An 18,158-nucleotide genomic window follows, 5' to 3' on the forward strand; every position below is an offset into this window, starting at 1 on the left:
AGGGGCTAGCCAAGGAAGTAAGCCATATAGCCAGACTACCGCATGGGCAGAATCCGGAGTCGAGGAAACAGTGGCGGCGGAGCCGCTGATTTATGTAGGCGACGTCAGAGGCCGAGGAACGAGGCCAGTCGCCGGGAAATCAGCGGTCCGCCGCCGCGTAGCGGCACCGGGCACTTACCTTACGTCGGCGTCAACCCAATCCATCGACTTCGTGACAGCCTTCTTCCACAACCGCAGTTGCCGGTCCCGCTCGTCGGCGTCCATATTCGGCTCCCAACGCTTGTCCTCAGACCAGTTCTTGGCCAGCTCCTCGGTATCCTTCCAGAAACCAACCGCCAGCCCGGCCGCATAGGCAGCACCGAGGGCCGTCGTTTCGGTCACCTTCGGCCGGATGACAGGGATCCCGAGGATGTCCGCCTGGAACTGCATCAGTGCATCGTTGGCGACCATGCCGCCGTCGACCCGCAGATCCTCCATGTCAACCCCGGCATCGGCGTTAGCCGCATCGAGCACCTCGCGGGTCTGGAATGCCGTGGCCTCCAATGCCGCCCGGGCAATGTGGCCCTTGTTGGCAAAGCGCGTGAGCCCCACCATGACACCGCGCGCATCGCCCTTCCAATACGGTGCGAAGAGTCCCGAGAACGCCGGCACAATATATACGCCGCCGTTGTCCTCCACCGTGCGGGCAAGCTTTTCCACCTCTGGCGCGCTGGAAATCAGTCCCAAGTTATCGCGCAGCCACTGGATCAGCGAACCGGTGACGGCAATGGAACCCTCCAATGCGTAAACCGGCTTTGCGTCGCCAAGGCGGTAGCAGACGGTGGTGAGCAGCCCGTTCTTGGAGTGCACAATCTCCTCGCCGGTATTGACGATCAGGAAGTTGCCGGTCCCGTAGGTGTTCTTGGCGCCGCCCTTTTCAAACGCCGCCTGACCGAAGGTAGCCGCCTGCTGGTCCCCAAGGATTCCTGCAACAGGGACCTCGCGCAGCAGCTGAGAGGTGTGCACCGTACCGTAGACCTCGGAGGAGGACTTGATTGCGGGCATCATCGAGCGCGGAACCCCGAAGGCAGCCAGGATGTCATCATCCCAGGACAGCGTCTCCAGATCCATGAACATGGTGCGGGAGGCGTTGGTGACGTCGGTGATATGCACGCCGCCGTCGGTGCCGCCCGTCAGATTCCAGGTGACCCAGCTGTCGGTGTTGCCGAAGATCAGGTCCCCCGCCTCGGCCTTTTCCCGTGCGCCGTCCACATTGTCCAGGATCCATTTGATCTTGGTGCCGGAGAAGTAGGTGGCCAGCGGCAGGCCGACCTTTTGCTTGAAACGCTCGACGCCGCCGTCGGCCGCCAGCTCGTCAACGATGGATTGCGTGCGGGTGTCCTGCCAGACGATCGCGTTGTAGACCGGTTTGCCCGTGGTCTTATCCCACACGACGGCCGTTTCACGCTGATTGGTGATGCCGACGGCGACAATATCGTGCCGGGTCAGGTTCGCCTTGGACAGGGCGGTCCCGATCACCTCACGGGTGTTGTCCCAGATTTCGACGGCGTCGTGCTCCACCCATCCGGCCTTCGGAAAAATCTGCTCGTGCTCCTTTTGGCCGCTGGAGACGATGTTGCCGTCGTGGTCGAAAACGATCGCCCGGCTGCTGGTGGTTCCTTGATCGATAGCAATTACATATTGAGACATCATTGTTTCCTTCTGCTATGCCTGCGTTGAACAGGTGTGTCTGCTGTTAACGTACTCCTGTGCTTACTTGACCAACAGCGGCATGATCTGCACGCCAATTCCGGCCAGCACTCCGCCGATCAGCGGACCGACTACCGGCACCCAGGAGTAGCTCCAGTCGCTGGAACCCTTGCCCTTGATCGGCAGGAAGGCGTGTGCAATACGAGGCCCGAGGTCACGGGCCGGGTTGATGGCGTAACCGGTCGGTCCACCGAGGGAGGCGCCAATTCCGACGACGAGGAGGGCAACCGGCAGTGGGCCAAGACCTGCGGCACTCTTGCCGAAGAGCAGGATGACAAACACCAGCACGAAGGTGCCGATGATTTCGGTCACTACGTTCCAGCCGTAGTTACGGATGGCCGGACCGGTCGAGAAGACGCCCAGTTTTGCCGCGGCGTCGGGCTCGGCGTCAAAGTGCTGCTTGTATGCCAACCAGCAGAGGACGGCACCAATGATGGCACCGATCATTTCTCCACCTAAGGATGTGAAGACGCTGCCGGCGTTGACCGCGACACCGGGGGCAAATTCCTTCGCGCCGCTGACCAGCACACCGATGGTCACTGCGGGGTTGAGCTGGGCGCCGGATTTGGCCGCGACGAAAACGCCGGCCATCACGGCAAGACCCCAGCCAAAGTTGACCATCAGGAACCCGCCGGCGTTACCTTTTGTGCCCCGCAGGGCAACGTTCGCTACAACGCCGCAACCGAGCAGCGTCAACATCATGGTTCCCATTATTTCCGATAGGAACACAATTCCAAGAGACATCCTTGACTCCTTTATCTATTCTGTTGTCAGAATCTATTCTGTTATATACGGGTTCATTGTAAAGCGGCCCGAACGTGAACCACCGTTCTTGCACCTTTTCCCATCGATTTCCCTGCAAATATCTTCCAGGGGACGGGATTCAGGCGATCAGGCTTTTATCCTGGACGCCGTGAAAACGGTGCAGAATATCCTGCGCGTGCTGTATCTCGTCGGCGCAGCGGGAGGCGTCCCACCCCAATGGGCCGGCCAGCGCCTGCGCTGTTTCGGTCAGCAGGTCGGCGGTGACCAGCCCTCGGAAAGCGAGCGAGGTGCGCCGGATCAGCACGTCAATGAGGTGGCCGATCTGCTCGTGCTCCACCATGAAGGCGATCTCACGGCTGCTCAGTTCGGGGGTGGAGTCAAAGACCCGGTCTGCTCCATCCTGACCCGATGGCCCGTTCTGCAGGTACGCGATCACTTCGGTGGCCCTGGTGCCGTAGCGGGTGAGGAGAACACCCGCCCGGGTCGCATCCAGGGTGGGCGTGACGTGGCCGCGGATCCACGCTTCGATTCCCGCATCCGTACACGGGAATCCGGCGCCGCCGCCAATGGCGAGCTTGGCGGTGCTGACCTTGCGTTCGCTGCCCAAAATGGCGAGCACATCGTCGGCCATGTGCTCCGACAATGCCCGGAAGGTGGTCCATTTTCCGCCCACCAGGCTCAACGTGGACACCTTCCTGCCGCCGCTTGCCTTCCCACCGAGGGTCACCTCACTGCGTTCGATCCGGTAATCCCTGGACACAAATCCGGGCTGCGTTTCATCATGGCGGGGCAGCGGACGCACGCCGGCGAAACTATAGACGATGTTCCCGCGGTCCATCGGGATCGAGGGAAAAACATGCCCGATGAGCTCGAAGAAGTAGTCCACTTCCTCCGGCGTGCAGACCGGAGTCTCGGTCATGTCGGCGTCGATGTCGGTGGTGCCGACCAGGACGCGGTCGCCCATCGGGTAGATCAAGACGATCCGGCCATCGGTGTGCTCGAAGAAGATTTCCCGCCCGTTGCAGGCTGCGAGCAGCTCCGGATGGTCCAGCACGATGTGCGAACCCTTGGTACCGCCCATATACCGGGTGGCTCCGCCCAACACGGCATTGGTCTGATCCACCCACGCGCCCGTGGTGTTAACCACGACGTCGGCCGTAAAGCTGAACGACTTGCCGGTGAGCTGATCGGTGAGTTCGACGCCGTCGTCCGTCACCGCTGTAGCGCCCACATAGTTGATGGCGCGTGCTTGGCTGACACCGGCCGTATTGTCGCCGGCACCGGTGGTACCACCGCCTGCGGCACCTGCCTTTTCGCCGTCCTGCAGCACGTCCAGTGTCAACCGCTCCGGATTGTGCACCGACGCGTCAAAATACGTTGCCGCGTACTTAATCTCCGGATTCAGCTTCGGCAGTTCGGACAGGGCCGTTTTGCGGCCCATGAACTGATGCCTCGGTACCGAACCGCCATTGCGGGAAAACGAATCATAAAGAGTCAGGCCGGCCTTGATCAGGAAGGCTCCGCGCTCCACGTGTTTGCCCTGCTGCTTATGCGTCAGGAACCGCAGCGGGGCGGCCAAAATACCGGAAAAAGTACTAAAAATCGGAATGGTTGTTTTCAGCGGCTTGACGTAGTGCGGTGCAATGTTGAGCAGGCCATTTCGCTCGACCACCGACTCCTGCACCAGACGGAATTCCCCGTTCTCCAGATAGCGGATGCCGCCGTGGATCATGTGCGATGACGCTCCGCTGGCCCCTTGGCAATAGTCACCACGCTCGACGAGGGCCACATCGATTCCCTGCAGGGCCAGGTCGCGGAAAGTCCCGACTCCGTTGATGCCGCCGCCAATGATCAGGACCTGGGCGTGCGGTCTGTCGCGCAGCTGCTCCACGCCTGCGCGTGCGGCGGGTTCCGCTGCCGGGGAGTCCTGCCCCTTGGTATTCTGCTTTTCTGCTCCGGCGGGTGTGCCGGCCGATCCGGTGATACTCAATGTGACCCCTTCGAGTCCCGAAGTTTGCGCCGTTGGGCGCCTTCTCCCACTATTGTTGGGACAGTTGGAAAATATAGTCAACAGGTATGCACAAACGTGCAGAACGGAGGAGCGGCCATGCCCGCCAAGCGAAGCGCAGCCTCGCAGAGCCTTCGGGCAGCACAGATGTATTACCTGCAGGATCTGACGATGGATGCGATTGCACGCGAACTGCGTACCTCACGCTCGACGGTCTCCCGGTTGTTATCCGCTGCGCGAGAGAGCGGGCTGGTGCAGATCCAGATCCGCAGTCCACAGGACAGCGCGCCGGAGCTGGAACGTGCCCTCCGCAGCAGATTCAGGGTCGACGTCCATGTGGTGCCCGTACTCGATACGCTCAACGAGGCGGAGGTGCTGGAACGGGTCTGTATTCAAGCAGCTCGCCTGATTAGCCCGCTGGTGGATTCCAGCGCCGTGATTGGAGTTGCCTGGGGTTCGACCGTGAGCACGCTAAGCCGCCACCTGACCCGGAAAATTACACATGGCAGCACGATTGTGCAGCTCAACGGGGCGGGAAATACGCAAACCACGGGCATTACTTATGCCAGTGAAATTATGCGCCGTTTCGGTAATGCCTACGAAGCCAAGGTGGAACAATTTCCCGTTCCCGCATTCTTTGACCATGCGGAAACCAAGACGCTTATGTGGGATGAACGCAGCGTGCGGAGAATACTTGATCTGCAGGCACGGATGACGATGGCGATATTCGGCGTCGGTTCCATCGATGCGGACATTCCCAGCCATGTCTATTCCGGTGGATACCTTGACGAGACGGACCTTGACTCGCTCTCAGCCGGGAATGTGGTCGGCGATGTAGCCACGGTGTTCTTCCGCGCGAACGGATCCTCCGACGGCATTGCCATGAACCTGCGCTCCAGTGGTCCCGACCTGGATGTGCTGCGCACGGTGCGCCGACGCGTGTGCGTTGTCTCCGGGGCGTCAAAGATCAGTGGTCTGCGTGGAGCGCTCGCAGCCGGATTGGCCACGGACCTCATTCTTGATGAGACCACCGCACGAATCCTTGTGGATCCGGACACAGCGGGGGCAGCGGAATTCAGCACGGCAGAGCATCGGGACTATTCGAGCTAACGCCCTCTTCCCCCGGCGCGCAGGCAGATAGCGCGGCCCCCCTTAGTGCGCGCAGGCATTGCAGCCCGGCTTAGGACAACACGTCCTTGCTGGCAAATCTGCCATAGGCCAGCGCACCAAAAACAGCAATATATCCGGCCTGCAGCCAGGCATTGGCGCCGAAGGAACTCCACGACACGGGTTGGCGCAGCAGGTCAGCGAAGTCGAACCAATAATGGCTGAAGAGCCACGGATGCAGCCACGTGACCTGCGGCAGCGCGTCAAGTACAGCGGACACCACCGTGAGGACTATCGTCGCGGCCATCGCGCCGACCGGCACGTCTGTGAGCGTCGAAATAAAGAGCCCGACGGCGGCGAGCCCCACGAGCGAGACCATCACGTAAGCTGCCACCAACAGCAGGCGCAGCACCGATGCACCGACGCCAATCGTGTCACCGGAAAGCAGCGTCACCGGGCCAACGGGGAACAGCAGGACGCCAACAACTGCTCCCGGCACGGCAACGGCCAGGGTCGCCGCAATGCAGAACGCCAGTGCTGCGGCGTATTTGACCAACAGCAGACGAACTCGTCCCGCCGGCGCCACCAAAAGGTACCGCAACGTGCCAAGGCTCCCTTCCCCGGCGATGGTGTCGCCGGCGACCACGGAAATGGTCAGCGGCAGGAACAGCGGGATGGAAACTACGAGCCCCGTGACACCGACGAACAGCCCATTCTGCGTGACACGGTCCAAAAACGCCGGCCCGCGACCCGGCGTACCCGGCCCGGAAGAGAGCCGAACTACGACGGCGATGAGGACCGGAACCGCCGCGAGCACCAGCAGCATCGCCCACGTTCGCCGGCGTCCAAACAACATCTGCAATTCCGAGGCCAGCAGGGGCCATCCCGCCCGAGCCCAGCCTGCCGTGGCAGGCCGGTCACGGGGCGGATTGGAGTCATTGGGCAGACTGGGGTCACTGGGCAACATCAAACCCCTCCCCGGTCAGCGCTACGAACCTGTCCTCCAGGCTGCTTCCCAGCACTGCAAAACCCCGCACCCGCACTCCCGCTGCGACCAGGGCGCAGACGATCTCCTCAGGCTTGGGCGCACGCCCGGACGCCAGGCTTTCCTGTAGCCCGGCGGCGTAAACCGGCCCGCCAGCGAGGTCCGGTCCGCCAGGATGCACAGCCAACACGGCCGTGACCAGGCCGTCGGCTGCGTCGGCGGCCGCCGGCCGGCCTGCGTCTTCCGCCGCCAGACCCAGGCCCGCCAGCACGCGCCGCGCCGCTTCCGCGTCCGGCGTTCGGACCTGCACCCGGGACGTGCCCGACCGGCGCAATTCATCGAGAGTGCCCTGGGCCACCAGCCTCCCGGCGCTCATCACCGCCGCATGTGTGCACATCTGCTCCACCTCGCCAAGAAGGTGGCTGGATACGAACACCGTCGTGCCCCCGGCGGCCAGTAGACGCACCAAGGCACGGACCTCCCGGGTTCCCTGCGGGTCCAGCCCATTCGTCGGCTCATCCAGGACCAGCAGTTCCCGTGGTGCCAGCAAGGCATTCGCGATGCCCAGCCTCTGCTTCATCCCCAGGGAATACGCACGGACTTTTTTACCCGCCGCCTGCGTCAGCCCGACGCGCTCGAGCGCCAGGTGCACCCGGGCTGCGCGCGTTCTGGACGGCGCGTCGCGGTCCGCAGTATCGAGCCGGTGCAGGTTCGCTGCACCGGAGAGGAACGGATAGAACGCCGGTCCTTCGATCAGCGCACCTACCAGCGGCAATACCTCCCGGAGGCTGCGGGGCATATCCCGTCCCAACACCCGGGCCTGCCCGCTCGTCGCAGCGGCCAAGCCGAGCAGCATCCGGATGGTCGTTGTCTTCCCGGACCCGTTTGGTCCGAGGAAACCGAACACGGCACCGCGTGGAACGGCCAAATCAATGCCGTTTACTGCCACTTGGTGCCCGAACGTCTTGGTCAGCCCACGGGTTTCTATCGCCAGTTCAGCGGAACGTTCTTCGGCGGTCACCGCTCGGCGGCCGCGGACTGCAGTCGCGCCAGCGGAACCGACCCCGCGAAAATCCGCCCGTCGTTGGTCAGCAAAACGTTCACCAGCGATGTGGAAATCAACCGGCCGCCGTCGACCGCCTGTGCCGCGTGCCCGAGCAGCGGCGACGCCGTCAGATCGGCCGGCATTGCGGTTGCCGGCAGTGCGATCACGGTATCCCAGCCCTGGCCGGAAACCGTGTGCGCGGGAGTCGCGCTGCCACTGTTCCCACCGGGAGCACGGGGCTCCCCCGGCGGCCGCTCGTCAGCCTGCTGCGGGCGTGTGCGTTGGGTGATGTGGGCGCCGGGCGGCGGCGTGAAGGCGAACAGATCGGCCGACGGCGCCTGCAGGACGAGGTCGGTGAAAACCAGCCGGAAGGCAGGCTTCTCCTGGCCCCTGGCCTGCACGGCCACGCTCAGCGGCAGCCCGGTCTGGGAGTCGACCGCAATCGAAACCGATCCAACTAGCGTGTCCGCACTGCGTGGAGTGAGCACCAGAGCATAGGCCGGGCGTCCGGCCACCGAGGTGTCCTGGCCCACCGTCACGGTTGTGCTGGCATCAAGGGCGGCCAGCATGCGCTGCGCCAGTTGATCAGGCGTTTGCAGCTGCGGCGTCGCGGCAGCAGTTTTCCCTTTTAGGCCGGCGGCAGGGAGTGTTTCGTGAGTTACCGAGTTGTCCTTGGAACTGTACGTCCATACCTCATTTCCATGTCGGATCACGTCCCGCTCGGCGAGCTGATCCATCACCTGCACACGGGCGTTTGCCGGACCGTCAAGATAAATCCGCGCGGTGTGTGGGGCAGCCAGCAAGTCAAGAGCAGAGGCCATGTCGGCGCTCGACGACGGCGCACCGGCGGGCAGCTGCGGCAGTCCCAGCTCCGACGTCTGTTCCAGCGTCCCCGACAGTGCCCTCACGGTATCTGCACCGACCATCGCCAACACCTGCTCCGGCGTTTTCGCCGGCAGATTATCTGCCGCGCTCGCCTGAAAGGACCCGGCCAGCGCACCGGCGGCGATAACCGCAGGCACCACAACCGCAGGGAGCCAGCGTAGCCATAGTCGGGTCATGATGGATCGCTCATCAAAGCAAGCCTCGGATTCGGCAATTCATGCACCAACTTTACGCCGCGGGGACACGACTTCATAGGGGGCCTCCCGCGCTGCACCGATCCGGACCTCCGGCTCGGTAGAGTCGTAGTCATGCGACAAGTGCCCAACGTGACCCTGAACAACGGTGTAGAGATCGGGCAGCTGGGGTACGGGGTCTACAAGGTCCCGGCCGCGGACAGCTTTGCCCTCGTCAGCCAGGCGCTGGAGGCCGGCTACCGCAGCATCGATACCGCCGCGCTGTACGCCAATGAAGCGGGAGTGGGCCGGGCGGTCCGGCAGGCCACGGGCGACGGCGGTCCGCTCAGCCGCGAGGGCGTCGTTGTCACCACCAAAGTCTGGAATGACAGCCACGGATTTGACCGCACCCTGACTGCCTTTGATGAATCCCTGCACAAGCTCGGGCTCGAATATGTGGATCTGTACCTGATTCATTGGCCGTGCCCGGAGCAGGACCTGTATATCCAGACCTACCGTGCCCTCGAGCGGCTATACCACGACGGCCGCGTCCGGGCGATCGGCGTCTGCAATTTTGAACCGGAACATCTGCGCAGGCTGCTGGACGCCACCGATGTGGTGCCCGCCGTCAATCAGGTGGAGCTGCATCCCTGGCTGCAGCAGAATGAAGTGCGGGCCGTCAATCGCGAGGCCGGCATCCTGACCGAGGCGTGGAGTCCGCTGGCCCGCGGCCAGCTGCTGACCGACCCGGTGCTGTTAAGGATTGCAGCCGGGCTCGGACGCAGCGTAGCCCAAGTGGTTTTACGCTGGCACATCCAGCTCGGCAATATCGTCATTCCGAAGGCCAGCTCGCCGGCCCGGATCCGGGAGAACCGGGACATTTTTGATTTCCAGCTCGACGACGGCGCCATGGCCGCCATTGCGGCTCTGGACCGTGGCCATCGGTCCGGATCTGATCCGGGCCGGGTCAATTAGCTTAGGTCCATGAGCACGGTCAATGGGTAAGGTCGATGAGCAGGGTCGATTGACTACCCCGGCGGCTCCCCCTGCACCCCGATCTGAAACGGACGGCTTCTCGTTGACAGACATCACAGTAGACCTCGACGCCCGGCGCAGCCGGCACACGGTGACCATCCGCGGCGCACGGATCGACTACTGGCAGTACTCTGCGGCCCCGACTGGCACGCAGCTCACCGCAGTGCAGGAGCCGCGGACCCTATTGGTGGTGCACGGCTTCCGAGGTGACCATCATGGCCTGGAACGGGTTGTTGAACAGCTGCCGGGAGTACGTGTCATCATGCCCGATCTTCCCGGTTTCGGCACCTCGGCCGCACTCATCGATGCGCCCCATGACGTGCCATCCTACGGTCGATTCCTTGCTGACTTTATGGCGGCACTGGACCTGGGCCCGGGCACCGTTTTGCTCGGACATTCGTTCGGCTCAATTGTCGCCAGCCACTTCGTGGCAGAGCACCCGGGAAAAGTCCGCGAGCTGATTCTGATTAATCCGATCGCAGCACCCGCTCTGGAGGGGCCCAAAGGCATCCTCTCCAAACTGGCCGAGTTTTACTATCTGGCCTCCGCCCGGCTTCCGGCCAGGGCGGGGAACGCGCTGCTGCGAAGCAAGACCATCGTGCACCTCATGAGCGTCACGATGGCCAAAACCAAGGACCAGGCGCTGCTGCGTTTCATCCACCAGCAGCACCACGCTTACTTCTCGCTCTTCGCCGACCGCGGCATGCTGCTGCAGTCATTTCGCGCCTCGGTCGGAGGAACCGTCCGACAGGTGGCTTCGCAGCTGACCCTGCCGGTCCTGCTGATCGCCGGAGCCGAGGACGAAATCGCCACCCTGCCCACGCAGTACAAACTGCTGGAGCTCCTGCCGGACGCCAAGCTGGTGGTGATTCCCGCCGTCGGCCATCTAATCCATTACGAGACTCCTGTTCCGGCGGCCGGCGCCATCGTGGCTTTCCTGGCGCAGCGGCCGGAATCCTCCGCCGCGCAACCGGGGCAGAGCGCATGAGTGCGGATAACGACGCCAAGACGGGAAAGCTGAAGATCGTCATAGACGCACGCTTTACCCGGTTTGACCATCACGACGGCATCAGCCGCTACGGCGCCTCCCTGATTGCCGCCGTCGCACCTCTGGCGGACGTGACCATGCTGATCAGCGATGACCGCCAGCTGGCGCTGCTCCCCGACGTGCCGTACGCGAAAATCAGCAGTCCGTTGTCGCCGCGGGAGCTTTTTGTGGCCCGCCGGGTCAACGGCCTTAGCCCCGACATGGTCTTCTGTCCAATGCAGACTATGGGCAGCTGGGGACGCAAATATCCGCTGGTGCTCACACTGCACGACCTGATTTATTATGAGCATCCGGCACCGCCGGGCTTTCTGCCCGCACCGGTGCGCCTGCTCTGGCGGCTGTACCACAAGGCGTACTGGCCCCAGCGGCTGCTGCTCAATCGTGCCGATGTGGTGACCACCATCAGCACGACCACCGAGTCGCTGATGCGCCAGCACCGCTTGACCCGGCGGCCGGTGCGGATTATCGGGAACGCGCCACAGGATCAAAGGGCCCCGCGCAGCCCCTCTGTGCCGCCGGAAAAGGCACTGATTTACATGGGGTCCTTCATGCCTTACAAGAACGTCGAGACACTGATCCGCGGGATGGCAGGATTGGACGGGTTTTCCCTCCACCTACTCAGCCGGATCACTGACCAGCGGCGGGCTGAGCTGGAGCCGCTGGTGCCTGCGGGGGCGCAGGTTATTTTCCATAATGGCGTGAGCGACGCCGAATACGACGAGCTGCTGCTGCGCGCGACCGCGCTGGTGACGCTGTCCAAGGCAGAAGGCTACGGACTGCCGCTGGTGGAGGCCATGTCGCTGGGGACACCGGTGGTGGTCAGCGACACGCCAATCTTCAAGGAGGTGGGCGGCGACGCGGCCTCCTATGTAGCGGCCGACTCGCCCGCCGGCTTTGCCGCCGCCGTCCTTGCCCTCGCCGATCCCGAAATCTGGAGCCAGCGGTCCACCGAGTCCGTGCTGCAGGCAGCCAAATTCAGCTGGGACACCTCGGCGCGTGAGCTGCTGGAGATTGCCGAGGAACTTAGCACCCGGCGCCCACGGCTTTAGCCGGACGCAAAGCTACAGCACATCCAAGCCGTCGCATCTGACCTGCACTGGTGTGCCGCTGCGTTTGGCCGCGTTCGCCGCCTTAAGTGCCCGCAGCGAAGCGATGATCCGCGGGGCCAGCGTGTAGGAAAAGAAAAGCAGCGTCCGGTATTCGGCCTCCTCATCGCCGTCCTGCGAGCTGCCGGATCGTGGTCTCTGCAGACCGGGCGCCACCGGCGCGGGCCCGATCACCCGAACCTCGGCGGGAACGTCGAGCTGGCCCACGAATGCTTCCACGGCAGACTCCGGCCCGGTGATGGAGGCAATACGGGTAGCCGGCGGAAGCCCTAATTCCTGCCGGAGGGCCAGCTCGCGCTCGGCGTAACCGGCGGGGTCCCAGCGAACCAAGGCACCGACTACTTGGGCGTCGTCCGCTGTCACCACCACCACTCCGCCCTCCTTCGCCGGTCGAACCAGCGCGCTCGCGTTGAACCACCGGCGCAGGGCGTCCTCGCCGGAGCGCAGGGACTCGCGCCGCAGCAAGGTGTCCCCGTCGAGCAGGAGAGCCGCGGCGTACCCGGCCGGCGCCAGCGGTTCGGCACCCACCGTCGCCACCACCAGCGCGGGTTTGTCCGGAATCCGGGCCTTTACATGATCTCCCGCAGAGGCAAGGACCGTCACACCCGGAAAAGCCCTGCCGAGTTCCTCTGCTGTCCGCCCGGCCCCGACGACAACGCGGCGCAGTTCCCGTGAACCGCAGGTGGGACAGCTGTGATCATTCCCCGGGGCGGCGCACCAGCGGCACGCCAGGACGGCACTTTGGTTGCCTCGCGCCGGAAGTTCCATCAGCGGGCCGCCGCAAGTCAGGCAGCGCGCCGATTCCCGGCAACGCTGACAGGCCAGACTCGGCGCGTACCCGGCACGTGCCACCTGGACCAGGACCGGCCCCCGTTTGAGCGCTTCCTTCGCGCTCTGCCACGCCCGCTGCGGCAGTCGGGCGACGGCGGCCAACGGATCACGTGCCTGTTCAAAGCTGTCGGCCGTGCTAATGATCCGCGCCGTCACAGCACGCGCGAGGGTGCGCTCCGGGTAAATTGGCTGGGCCCATCCGCTGTTGAGCAGCCGCTGAGCCTCCGTGCTCCGGGTGTGGCCCGCGAGCAGCAGCGCGGCACCGTCCTGACCGGCGCGCAGCAGCAGCACATCGCGGGCGTGCTGATACGGCGCCCGCCGCTCGACATGCAGGTCATCGCCGTCGTCCCAGCAGCAAAAGAGCCCGGGATTCGTGACCGGTGCAAAGGCCGCAGATCTGGTTCCGAGCACCACTGTCACCTCCCCGCTAAGGACCCGCAGAAAATTCCGGTAGCGCAGGTTAGGGCCGTCTTCCGCCGTCAGCCGGACGAAGGAATCTGCCGGCAGCACTGCGGCGACGGCCTGCTCAAGCAGGAGCAGGTCCCGCTGATCGGGCACGACGGCGACGGCGCCCCTTCCTGACGCGTGGCAGGTGGCGATGGCGTGGGCCACTTGGTGGTGCCAGGAGTTTTTGCCGAAACCCTGCAGCGCGGACAGAACTCCGCGCGGGTTCCCGCCGGCAGCCAGATGGCTTAGAAAGGCACCGGCGTTGCGGTATCCCTGAAAGAGTGACGGCGACGGCGGCTGCGGCTGCGACGGCGGCTGCGTGTTCAAAGCAGGAGCCGGTGCCTCGGTGGTGGGCCCGTATTGCTTATCGGCGTATTGCTTATCCAGGCTCGCCACCCGCGGAGGGACGGCTACACGGAGCACGTCGCTGACGGTCCCCGCATAGCGTGCAGCCACCGCTTCGGCCAGCATGAGCACGGACGGCGTCAGCACCGGAACGGAACTGACTATCTTGGTCAGGGGCGTGAGGCGACTGCTTTCCGAGGTTTCGGCGCGGGAAGTGAGGAATCCATTCAGATTCTGGCCCGCAAACCTGACCTTGACGCGCACTCCTGGCTGCGCCTGCCCGGCGAGCTCGGCAGGAACGCTGTAATCAAAGAGCCGGTCCAGATGCGGCAGGGACGACTCGATCAGCACCCGTGCCACAGGCAAGTACTTGGCCAGCACCACCGCGCTATAGGGGTCAGGTTTGGGCTGATGCGTCACAAACCCCTGCAGCAGCGAGGGCTGAACAACGGAGCCGCCATCGGCCGGCATGATCAGCTCCTTCACTACTGCGGTTTACTTCGCTGCTTCACGCGACCGCTGTGCTTCACGTTTGCGTTTCACATCCGTAACTTGCGCCGGTGGTTCACATCCGTAATTGCCGTCCGTGCATCCCTAATTGGCGGCCGGGCATCCCGTCTGTACTTCACACCGGTGGACTACCAGTCACGCTCAGCTGACCACGGCCCGCAGACATCGGTACCGCACGCCGGAACTAGGCGTTAAAGAACGTCTTCAGGGCGTCCACCCGGTCGAGGTTCTCCCAGGTGAAGTCAGGGTCATCGCGGCCAAAGTGCCCGTGCGCTGCGGTTTTGGCATAGATCGGCCGCTTGAGCTGCAGGTCATTGATGATCGCCTGCGGACGGAGGTCAAAGATCTCGTCGATGGCATCGCTGATCCGGTCGGGGTCCACCGTTTCCGTGCCAAAAGTCTCCACATATGTTCCCACCGGCCGTGCCTGCCCGATCGCGTAGGCAATCTGGATCTCCGCCCGGCTCGCCAGTCCGGCGGCCACCACGTTCTTGGCTACCCAGCGCATGGCGTAGGCTGCGGAGCGGTCCACCTTGGACGGGTCCTTGCCGGAGAATGCCCCGCCGCCATGCCGTGCCATACCCCCGTAGGTATCCACAATAATTTTGCGTCCGGTCAGTCCGGCATCCCCGACAGGTCCGCCAACCACGAAAGGACCTGCCGGGTTCAGGATGTTCTTGACGTGCGAAATGTCCAGGTTGGACTTCGCCAGCACGGGATCGATCACGTAGCGCGCCAAATCCTCACGCAGCTGCCCCAACGGCGCTTCCTGCGCATGCTGGCTGGAAATGACGACGGTCTGCACGGAAACGGGTTTGTCGCCGTCGTATCCTACTGTCACCTGGGTCTTACCATCCGGACGAAGATAGGACAGCAGCCCCGATTTTCGGACCTCCGCCAACCGTTCGGACAGTCGGTGCGCCAAATAGATCGGCGTCGGCATGAACTGTGCGGTTTCATCGCTGGCATAGCCGAACATAATGCCCTGGTCGCCGGCCCCCTGCTGGTCGTACTCATCCAGCGCTGTCCCCTCGCGGACTTCCAGAGCGTTGAAAACGCCGTCGTAAATGTCCGGGGACTGCTGGCCGATCGAGACCGAAACGCCGCACCGTGCACCGTCAAAGCCGTTGGCCGAGGAGTCGTAGCCAATGTTCAAAATCGTCTGGCGGACCAGATGCGGGATCTCCACGTAGGCCTCGGTGGTGACTTCACCCGCCACATGGACAAGGCCCGTCGTAGCCATTGTTTCAACCGCTACCCGTGAATTTGGGTCCTTCGCGAGCAATGCATCCAGGATCGAGTCGCTGATCTGGTCGCAGATTTTGTCCGGGTGACCTTCGGTCACGGATTCGGAGGTAAACAGGCGCATACGGCCTTTAGCTGAAGTCACTTATCCACTCTACTTCCTTCAGTGGCACCGTCCGGGGCGCAGGTCACGGATGGTCACGGCCCAGAGACCGACGGCGGCAACCCCGTGCCGACAGCGGGGAACCCTGCGGATGGCGGAGCACCTGTGCCGACGGCGGTAAATTTTATGTGGCAGTCAACCGGTCGCTGACCAGGGAGATGACGGCACCCGCGACGTCGGTTTTACTGCCCGCCGCTATCACCGGCTCAACGCCGCTGCAATCGAGAATGACCACCTCGGTTTGATCAAGGCCGAAGACCTTGTCGACACCGACCTGGTTGACGACCAACAGGTCGCATCCCTTGCGTTGCAGCTTTGCCCGGGCATACTCCAGAACGTCGGATTGTTCGTCTCCGGTTTCTGCGGCGAAGCCCACAATAATCTGCCTTCGCCCGGTGCGTGTCCGGTCGCGGACCAACTCGAGAAGGACATCCGGGTTCCGGACCAGTGTTATGACCGGATCGGCGACGTCGTCTTGTTTCTTGATTTTGCTTGCAGACGCATGCGCCGGCCGGAAATCCGCTACAGCAGCGGCCATAATCACCACGTCGGAGTCCTCCGCAGCGCTCAGCGCCGCGTCCCGGAGTTCTAAAGCCGTTTCCACCGTGATCAGCTCCACCCCGGTCGGAACCGCAACGTCCATGTGGGCGGCGATCAAGCGGACTTTGGCCCCGGATTGCAGGGCCGCTGCGGCCAGCGCAACGCCTTGCTTCCCGGAGGACCTGTTGCCGAGGAACCGCACCGGGTCCAAGGGTTCGCGGGTACCGCCGGCGCTGATCGTCACGGTCCGGCCGGCCAGTGCCCGGGCAGACGAAAGCTCGCCGGCCGCTTCACGGTTCACCAGCGCCAGTGCCGCGGCAAAGATCTGTTCCGGTTCGGGAAGTCGCCCCGGTCCTGAGTCCGCGCCGGTCAGCCGGCCCACTGCCGGTTCCAGCACCGTGCTACCGCGACCGCGCAGAGTGGCGACGTTGGCGGCTGTGGCGGCATGCTGCCACATCTCGCTGTGCATGGCCGGAGCAAACAGCACCGGACCTCGCGCCATCAGCAAGGTAGTGGTCAGCAGATCATCCGCCAGGCCGGCAGCGGCACGTGCCAGCAGATCGGCCGTGGCTGGAGCGATGACTATCAGGTCCGCCTCGTGCCCCAGCCGGACGTGATTGACCTTGTCAACGTCGTCAAAAACGTTGTTGGAGACGGTTTTACCCGAAAGCGCCTCCCACGTGGCCGCGCCAACGAACTGCGCCGAGGCCGACGTAGGAATAACCCGGACGTCGTGGCCGGCCTCGGTAAAAAGGCGCAGCAGTGACGCCACCTTGTAGGCCGCAATGCCGCCGCCTACTCCCAGGACAATGTTCAGTGGCGACACGGAGCGGGCTGCTACTCAGCGGCCTCAATGGGGGTGGAAACCAACATTCCCTCGTTGATCTCGCGGAATGCGATCGAAAGGGATTTCTCATTCAGCCGGGTATCCACCAGCGGACCGACGTATTCAAACAGGCCCTCGTGCAGCTGAGCGTAGTAGGCGTTGATCTGACGCGCCCGCTTGGCACCGAAAATGACGAGGCCGTATTTCGAATCCGCTGCCTCGAGCAGTGAATCGATCGGCGGGTTGATGATGCCTTCAAGCTTGGTAGCCACAAATTCTCCAAAATCCGGTAGGTTTACAACGCCAATCAGCGTGGATTGGGCGTCAGCCCCATTAATGAAACGAGCTCGTCTGCCGCCCGTTGAACGTCATCATTTACGATGGTGTGGTCGAACTCCGGCTCGGCAGCAAGTTCCAGTTTAGCCGTTTCCAGCCGTCGGCGCTGTTCCTCCGGTGTTTCGGTTCCCCGACCCACCAGCCGGCGAACCAATTCTTCCCAGGTCGGCGGTGCCAGAAAGACAAAATTTGCCTCCGGAACAGCATTCTTGACCTGCCGGGCACCCTGCAGATCGATCTCCAGCAGCACAGACTTTCCCTCGGAAATCGCTTTCTGCACGGTGCTCCGGAGTGTGCCATAGCGGTTCTGCCCGTGCACGACCGCCCACTCCAGAAATTCGCCGCGTGCGGCCAGCTCATCAAATTCCGCATGGGCCTTGAAAAAATAATGCACGCCGTCGACCTCACCGGGCCGTGCCGCCCTCGTGGTGGCCGAAACGGAAAGCCAGACCTGTGGGTAATTATCCCGAATATACGTCGAGACGGTACCTTTCCCGACTGCGGTGGGGCCCGCCAGGACCGTCAGCCCGGTGGCAGCCTTCGTGCCCTTGCCAGCGGCTGTCTCCTCGGTTGTGACCGACTCGCTTCGCGCGGGATCAGCTGTCACGAGTCTTGGCCCAAAAATTCAATCAGTGCTTTGCGCTGATGAATCCCGAGTCCACGGAGCCGGCGTGTCGGGGAAATACCGACCTTATTCATGATCACTGTTGCGCGTACCTTTCCGATGCCGGGCAGGGCTTGGAGCAATTCGCTGGTCTTCAACCGGCCGATTGCCTCATCGCCATCGCCGACGGTCAGGACCTCCGCCACGGTGACGGTGCCTGTCTTCAGTTTATGTTTCACGGCCGCCCGCGTGGTGCGGGCCGCAGTCGCCTTGGCCAGTGCTGCAGTTCGTTCTTGTGCCGTCAATGGGCGCAGATTCACGAGGAACTCCTTGGAAGCTGGGGCGGAGGGCGCCGGACGGGAATGACTTCTCCTGAACCTATCCGCACCGGGGAGACAAAATCAA

At 63.4% G+C, this 18,158-nt stretch carries 16 protein-coding genes; 4 read left to right on the forward strand and 12 right to left on the reverse strand.

Translation table 11 applies throughout. The annotated features are described in order from the left end of the window. Nucleotides 1-174: 174 nt before the first annotated feature. The 3 genes from glpK to IV500_RS12755 form a co-directional block, all read right to left on the reverse strand. The gene (gene glpK / locus IV500_RS12745) at nucleotides 175-1,689 is read right to left on the reverse strand and encodes a glycerol kinase GlpK (RefSeq protein ID WP_196397216.1); all 1,515 of its coding nucleotides are present in this window, start codon (nucleotides 1,687-1,689) and stop codon (nucleotides 175-177) included. A gap of 63 nt (nucleotides 1,690-1,752) precedes the next feature. Continuing rightward, on the reverse strand, nucleotides 1,753-2,493 hold the full coding sequence (locus IV500_RS12750) for an MIP/aquaporin family protein (protein WP_196397187.1): 741 nt from the start codon (nucleotides 2,491-2,493) through the stop codon (nucleotides 1,753-1,755). Nucleotides 2,494-2,632: 139 nt separating this feature from the next. Further along, the gene (locus IV500_RS12755) at nucleotides 2,633-4,405 is read right to left on the reverse strand and encodes a glycerol-3-phosphate dehydrogenase/oxidase (RefSeq protein ID WP_196397217.1); all 1,773 of its coding nucleotides are present in this window, start codon (nucleotides 4,403-4,405) and stop codon (nucleotides 2,633-2,635) included. A gap of 216 nt (nucleotides 4,406-4,621) precedes the next feature. Between IV500_RS12755 and IV500_RS12760 the strand changes: the two genes are divergently transcribed. Then, nucleotides 4,622-5,632 carry a sugar-binding transcriptional regulator gene (locus IV500_RS12760; RefSeq protein ID WP_196397188.1) on the forward strand — a complete coding sequence of 337 codons (1,011 nt, stop codon included), beginning with the start codon at nucleotides 4,622-4,624 and terminating at the stop codon, nucleotides 5,630-5,632. Between the two features lie 70 nt (nucleotides 5,633-5,702). Here IV500_RS12760 and IV500_RS12765 read toward each other — a convergent pair whose 3' ends face one another. The 3 genes from IV500_RS12765 to IV500_RS12775 all read right to left on the reverse strand — a co-directional run bounded on the left by IV500_RS12765 (nucleotide 5,703) and on the right by IV500_RS12775 (nucleotide 8,720). Continuing rightward, entirely contained in the window at nucleotides 5,703-6,485 is a 783-nt protein-coding gene (locus IV500_RS12765; RefSeq protein WP_230854900.1) for a DUF2705 family protein, read from the reverse strand. Between the two features lie 97 nt (nucleotides 6,486-6,582). Beyond that, nucleotides 6,583-7,635, reverse strand: coding sequence for an ABC transporter ATP-binding protein (locus IV500_RS12770; RefSeq protein WP_196397190.1), 1,053 nt, complete (start codon nucleotides 7,633-7,635; stop codon nucleotides 6,583-6,585). Then, nucleotides 7,632-8,720: a LolA family protein gene (locus IV500_RS12775; RefSeq protein WP_196397191.1), complete on the reverse strand. Its 1,089-nt coding sequence runs from the start codon at nucleotides 8,718-8,720 to the stop codon at nucleotides 7,632-7,634. Before IV500_RS12775 ends, IV500_RS12770 begins: the two co-directional genes overlap by 4 nt. Before the next feature lie 132 nt (nucleotides 8,721-8,852). Here IV500_RS12775 and IV500_RS12780 point away from each other — a divergent pair, with 132 nt between their 5' ends. Genes IV500_RS12780 through IV500_RS12790 form a run of 3 tightly spaced genes read left to right on the forward strand, consistent with a single transcriptional unit; the run spans nucleotide 8,853 to nucleotide 11,849 of the window. Continuing rightward, entirely contained in the window at nucleotides 8,853-9,692 is an 840-nt protein-coding gene (locus tag IV500_RS12780) for an aldo/keto reductase (protein WP_196397192.1), read from the forward strand. Nucleotides 9,693-9,714: 22 nt separating this feature from the next. After that, the gene (locus IV500_RS12785) at nucleotides 9,715-10,740 is read left to right on the forward strand and encodes an alpha/beta fold hydrolase (RefSeq protein WP_196397193.1); all 1,026 of its coding nucleotides are present in this window, start codon (nucleotides 9,715-9,717) and stop codon (nucleotides 10,738-10,740) included. A 29-nt stretch (nucleotides 10,741-10,769) separates the two neighbouring features. After that, complete coding sequence (locus tag IV500_RS12790) at nucleotides 10,770-11,849, forward strand: glycosyltransferase family 4 protein (protein WP_196397218.1); 1,080 nt, start codon at nucleotides 10,770-10,772, stop codon at nucleotides 11,847-11,849. A 12-nt stretch (nucleotides 11,850-11,861) separates the two neighbouring features. On the opposite strand, the gene IV500_RS12795 is transcribed toward IV500_RS12790, so the two are convergent. The 6 genes from IV500_RS12795 to mihF form a co-directional block, all read right to left on the reverse strand. Continuing rightward, entirely contained in the window at nucleotides 11,862-14,000 is a 2,139-nt protein-coding gene (locus IV500_RS12795; RefSeq protein WP_196397219.1) for a primosomal protein N', read from the reverse strand. A 223-nt stretch (nucleotides 14,001-14,223) separates the two neighbouring features. After that, nucleotides 14,224-15,408: a methionine adenosyltransferase gene (gene metK / locus IV500_RS12800; RefSeq protein ID WP_196397220.1), complete on the reverse strand. Its 1,185-nt coding sequence runs from the start codon at nucleotides 15,406-15,408 to the stop codon at nucleotides 14,224-14,226. Nucleotides 15,409-15,571: 163 nt separating this feature from the next. Continuing rightward, nucleotides 15,572-16,804 carry a bifunctional phosphopantothenoylcysteine decarboxylase/phosphopantothenate--cysteine ligase CoaBC gene (coaBC, locus tag IV500_RS12805; RefSeq protein ID WP_196397221.1) on the reverse strand — a complete coding sequence of 411 codons (1,233 nt, stop codon included), beginning with the start codon at nucleotides 16,802-16,804 and terminating at the stop codon, nucleotides 15,572-15,574. Between the two features lie 20 nt (nucleotides 16,805-16,824). Beyond that, entirely contained in the window at nucleotides 16,825-17,085 is a 261-nt protein-coding gene (gene rpoZ, locus IV500_RS12810) for a DNA-directed RNA polymerase subunit omega (protein WP_196397194.1), read from the reverse strand. A 35-nt stretch (nucleotides 17,086-17,120) separates the two neighbouring features. Further along, nucleotides 17,121-17,675, reverse strand: a complete 555-nt coding sequence (gene gmk / locus IV500_RS12815; RefSeq protein ID WP_230854921.1) for a guanylate kinase — start codon at nucleotides 17,673-17,675, stop codon at nucleotides 17,121-17,123. A 77-nt stretch (nucleotides 17,676-17,752) separates the two neighbouring features. Then, a complete protein-coding gene (gene mihF, locus IV500_RS12820; protein ID WP_196397196.1) occupies nucleotides 17,753-18,073 on the reverse strand; it encodes an integration host factor, actinobacterial type in 321 nt (106 codons plus the stop codon). Nucleotides 18,074-18,158: the final 85 nt, after the last annotated feature.

This window comes from Arthrobacter terrae (assembly GCF_015708085.1).
GTDB lineage: Bacteria > Actinomycetota > Actinomycetes > Actinomycetales > Micrococcaceae > Arthrobacter_M > Arthrobacter_M terrae.

Excerpts from the sequence above, each read along its gene's own strand:
- glpK (WP_196397216.1), bottom strand. The coding sequence starts at position 1,689 with ATGTCTCAATATGTAATTGCTATCGATCAAGGAACCACCAGCAGCCGG.
- IV500_RS12750 (WP_196397187.1), bottom strand. The coding sequence starts at position 2,493 with ATGTCTCTTGGAATTGTGTTCCTATCGGAAATAATGGGAACCATGATG.
- IV500_RS12760 (WP_196397188.1), top strand. The coding sequence starts at position 4,622 with ATGCCCGCCAAGCGAAGCGCAGCCTCGCAGAGCCTTCGGGCAGCACAG.
- IV500_RS12765 (WP_230854900.1), bottom strand. The coding sequence starts at position 6,485 with ATGTTGTTTGGACGCCGGCGAACGTGGGCGATGCTGCTGGTGCTCGCG.
- IV500_RS12775 (WP_196397191.1), bottom strand. The coding sequence starts at position 8,720 with ATGACCCGACTATGGCTACGCTGGCTCCCTGCGGTTGTGGTGCCTGCG.
- IV500_RS12780 (WP_196397192.1), top strand. The coding sequence starts at position 8,853 with ATGCGACAAGTGCCCAACGTGACCCTGAACAACGGTGTAGAGATCGGG.
- IV500_RS12785 (WP_196397193.1), top strand. The coding sequence starts at position 9,715 with ATGGGTAAGGTCGATGAGCAGGGTCGATTGACTACCCCGGCGGCTCCC.
- IV500_RS12795 (WP_196397219.1), bottom strand. The coding sequence starts at position 14,000 with ATGCCGGCCGATGGCGGCTCCGTTGTTCAGCCCTCGCTGCTGCAGGGG.
- metK (WP_196397220.1), bottom strand. The coding sequence starts at position 15,408 with ATGCGCCTGTTTACCTCCGAATCCGTGACCGAAGGTCACCCGGACAAA.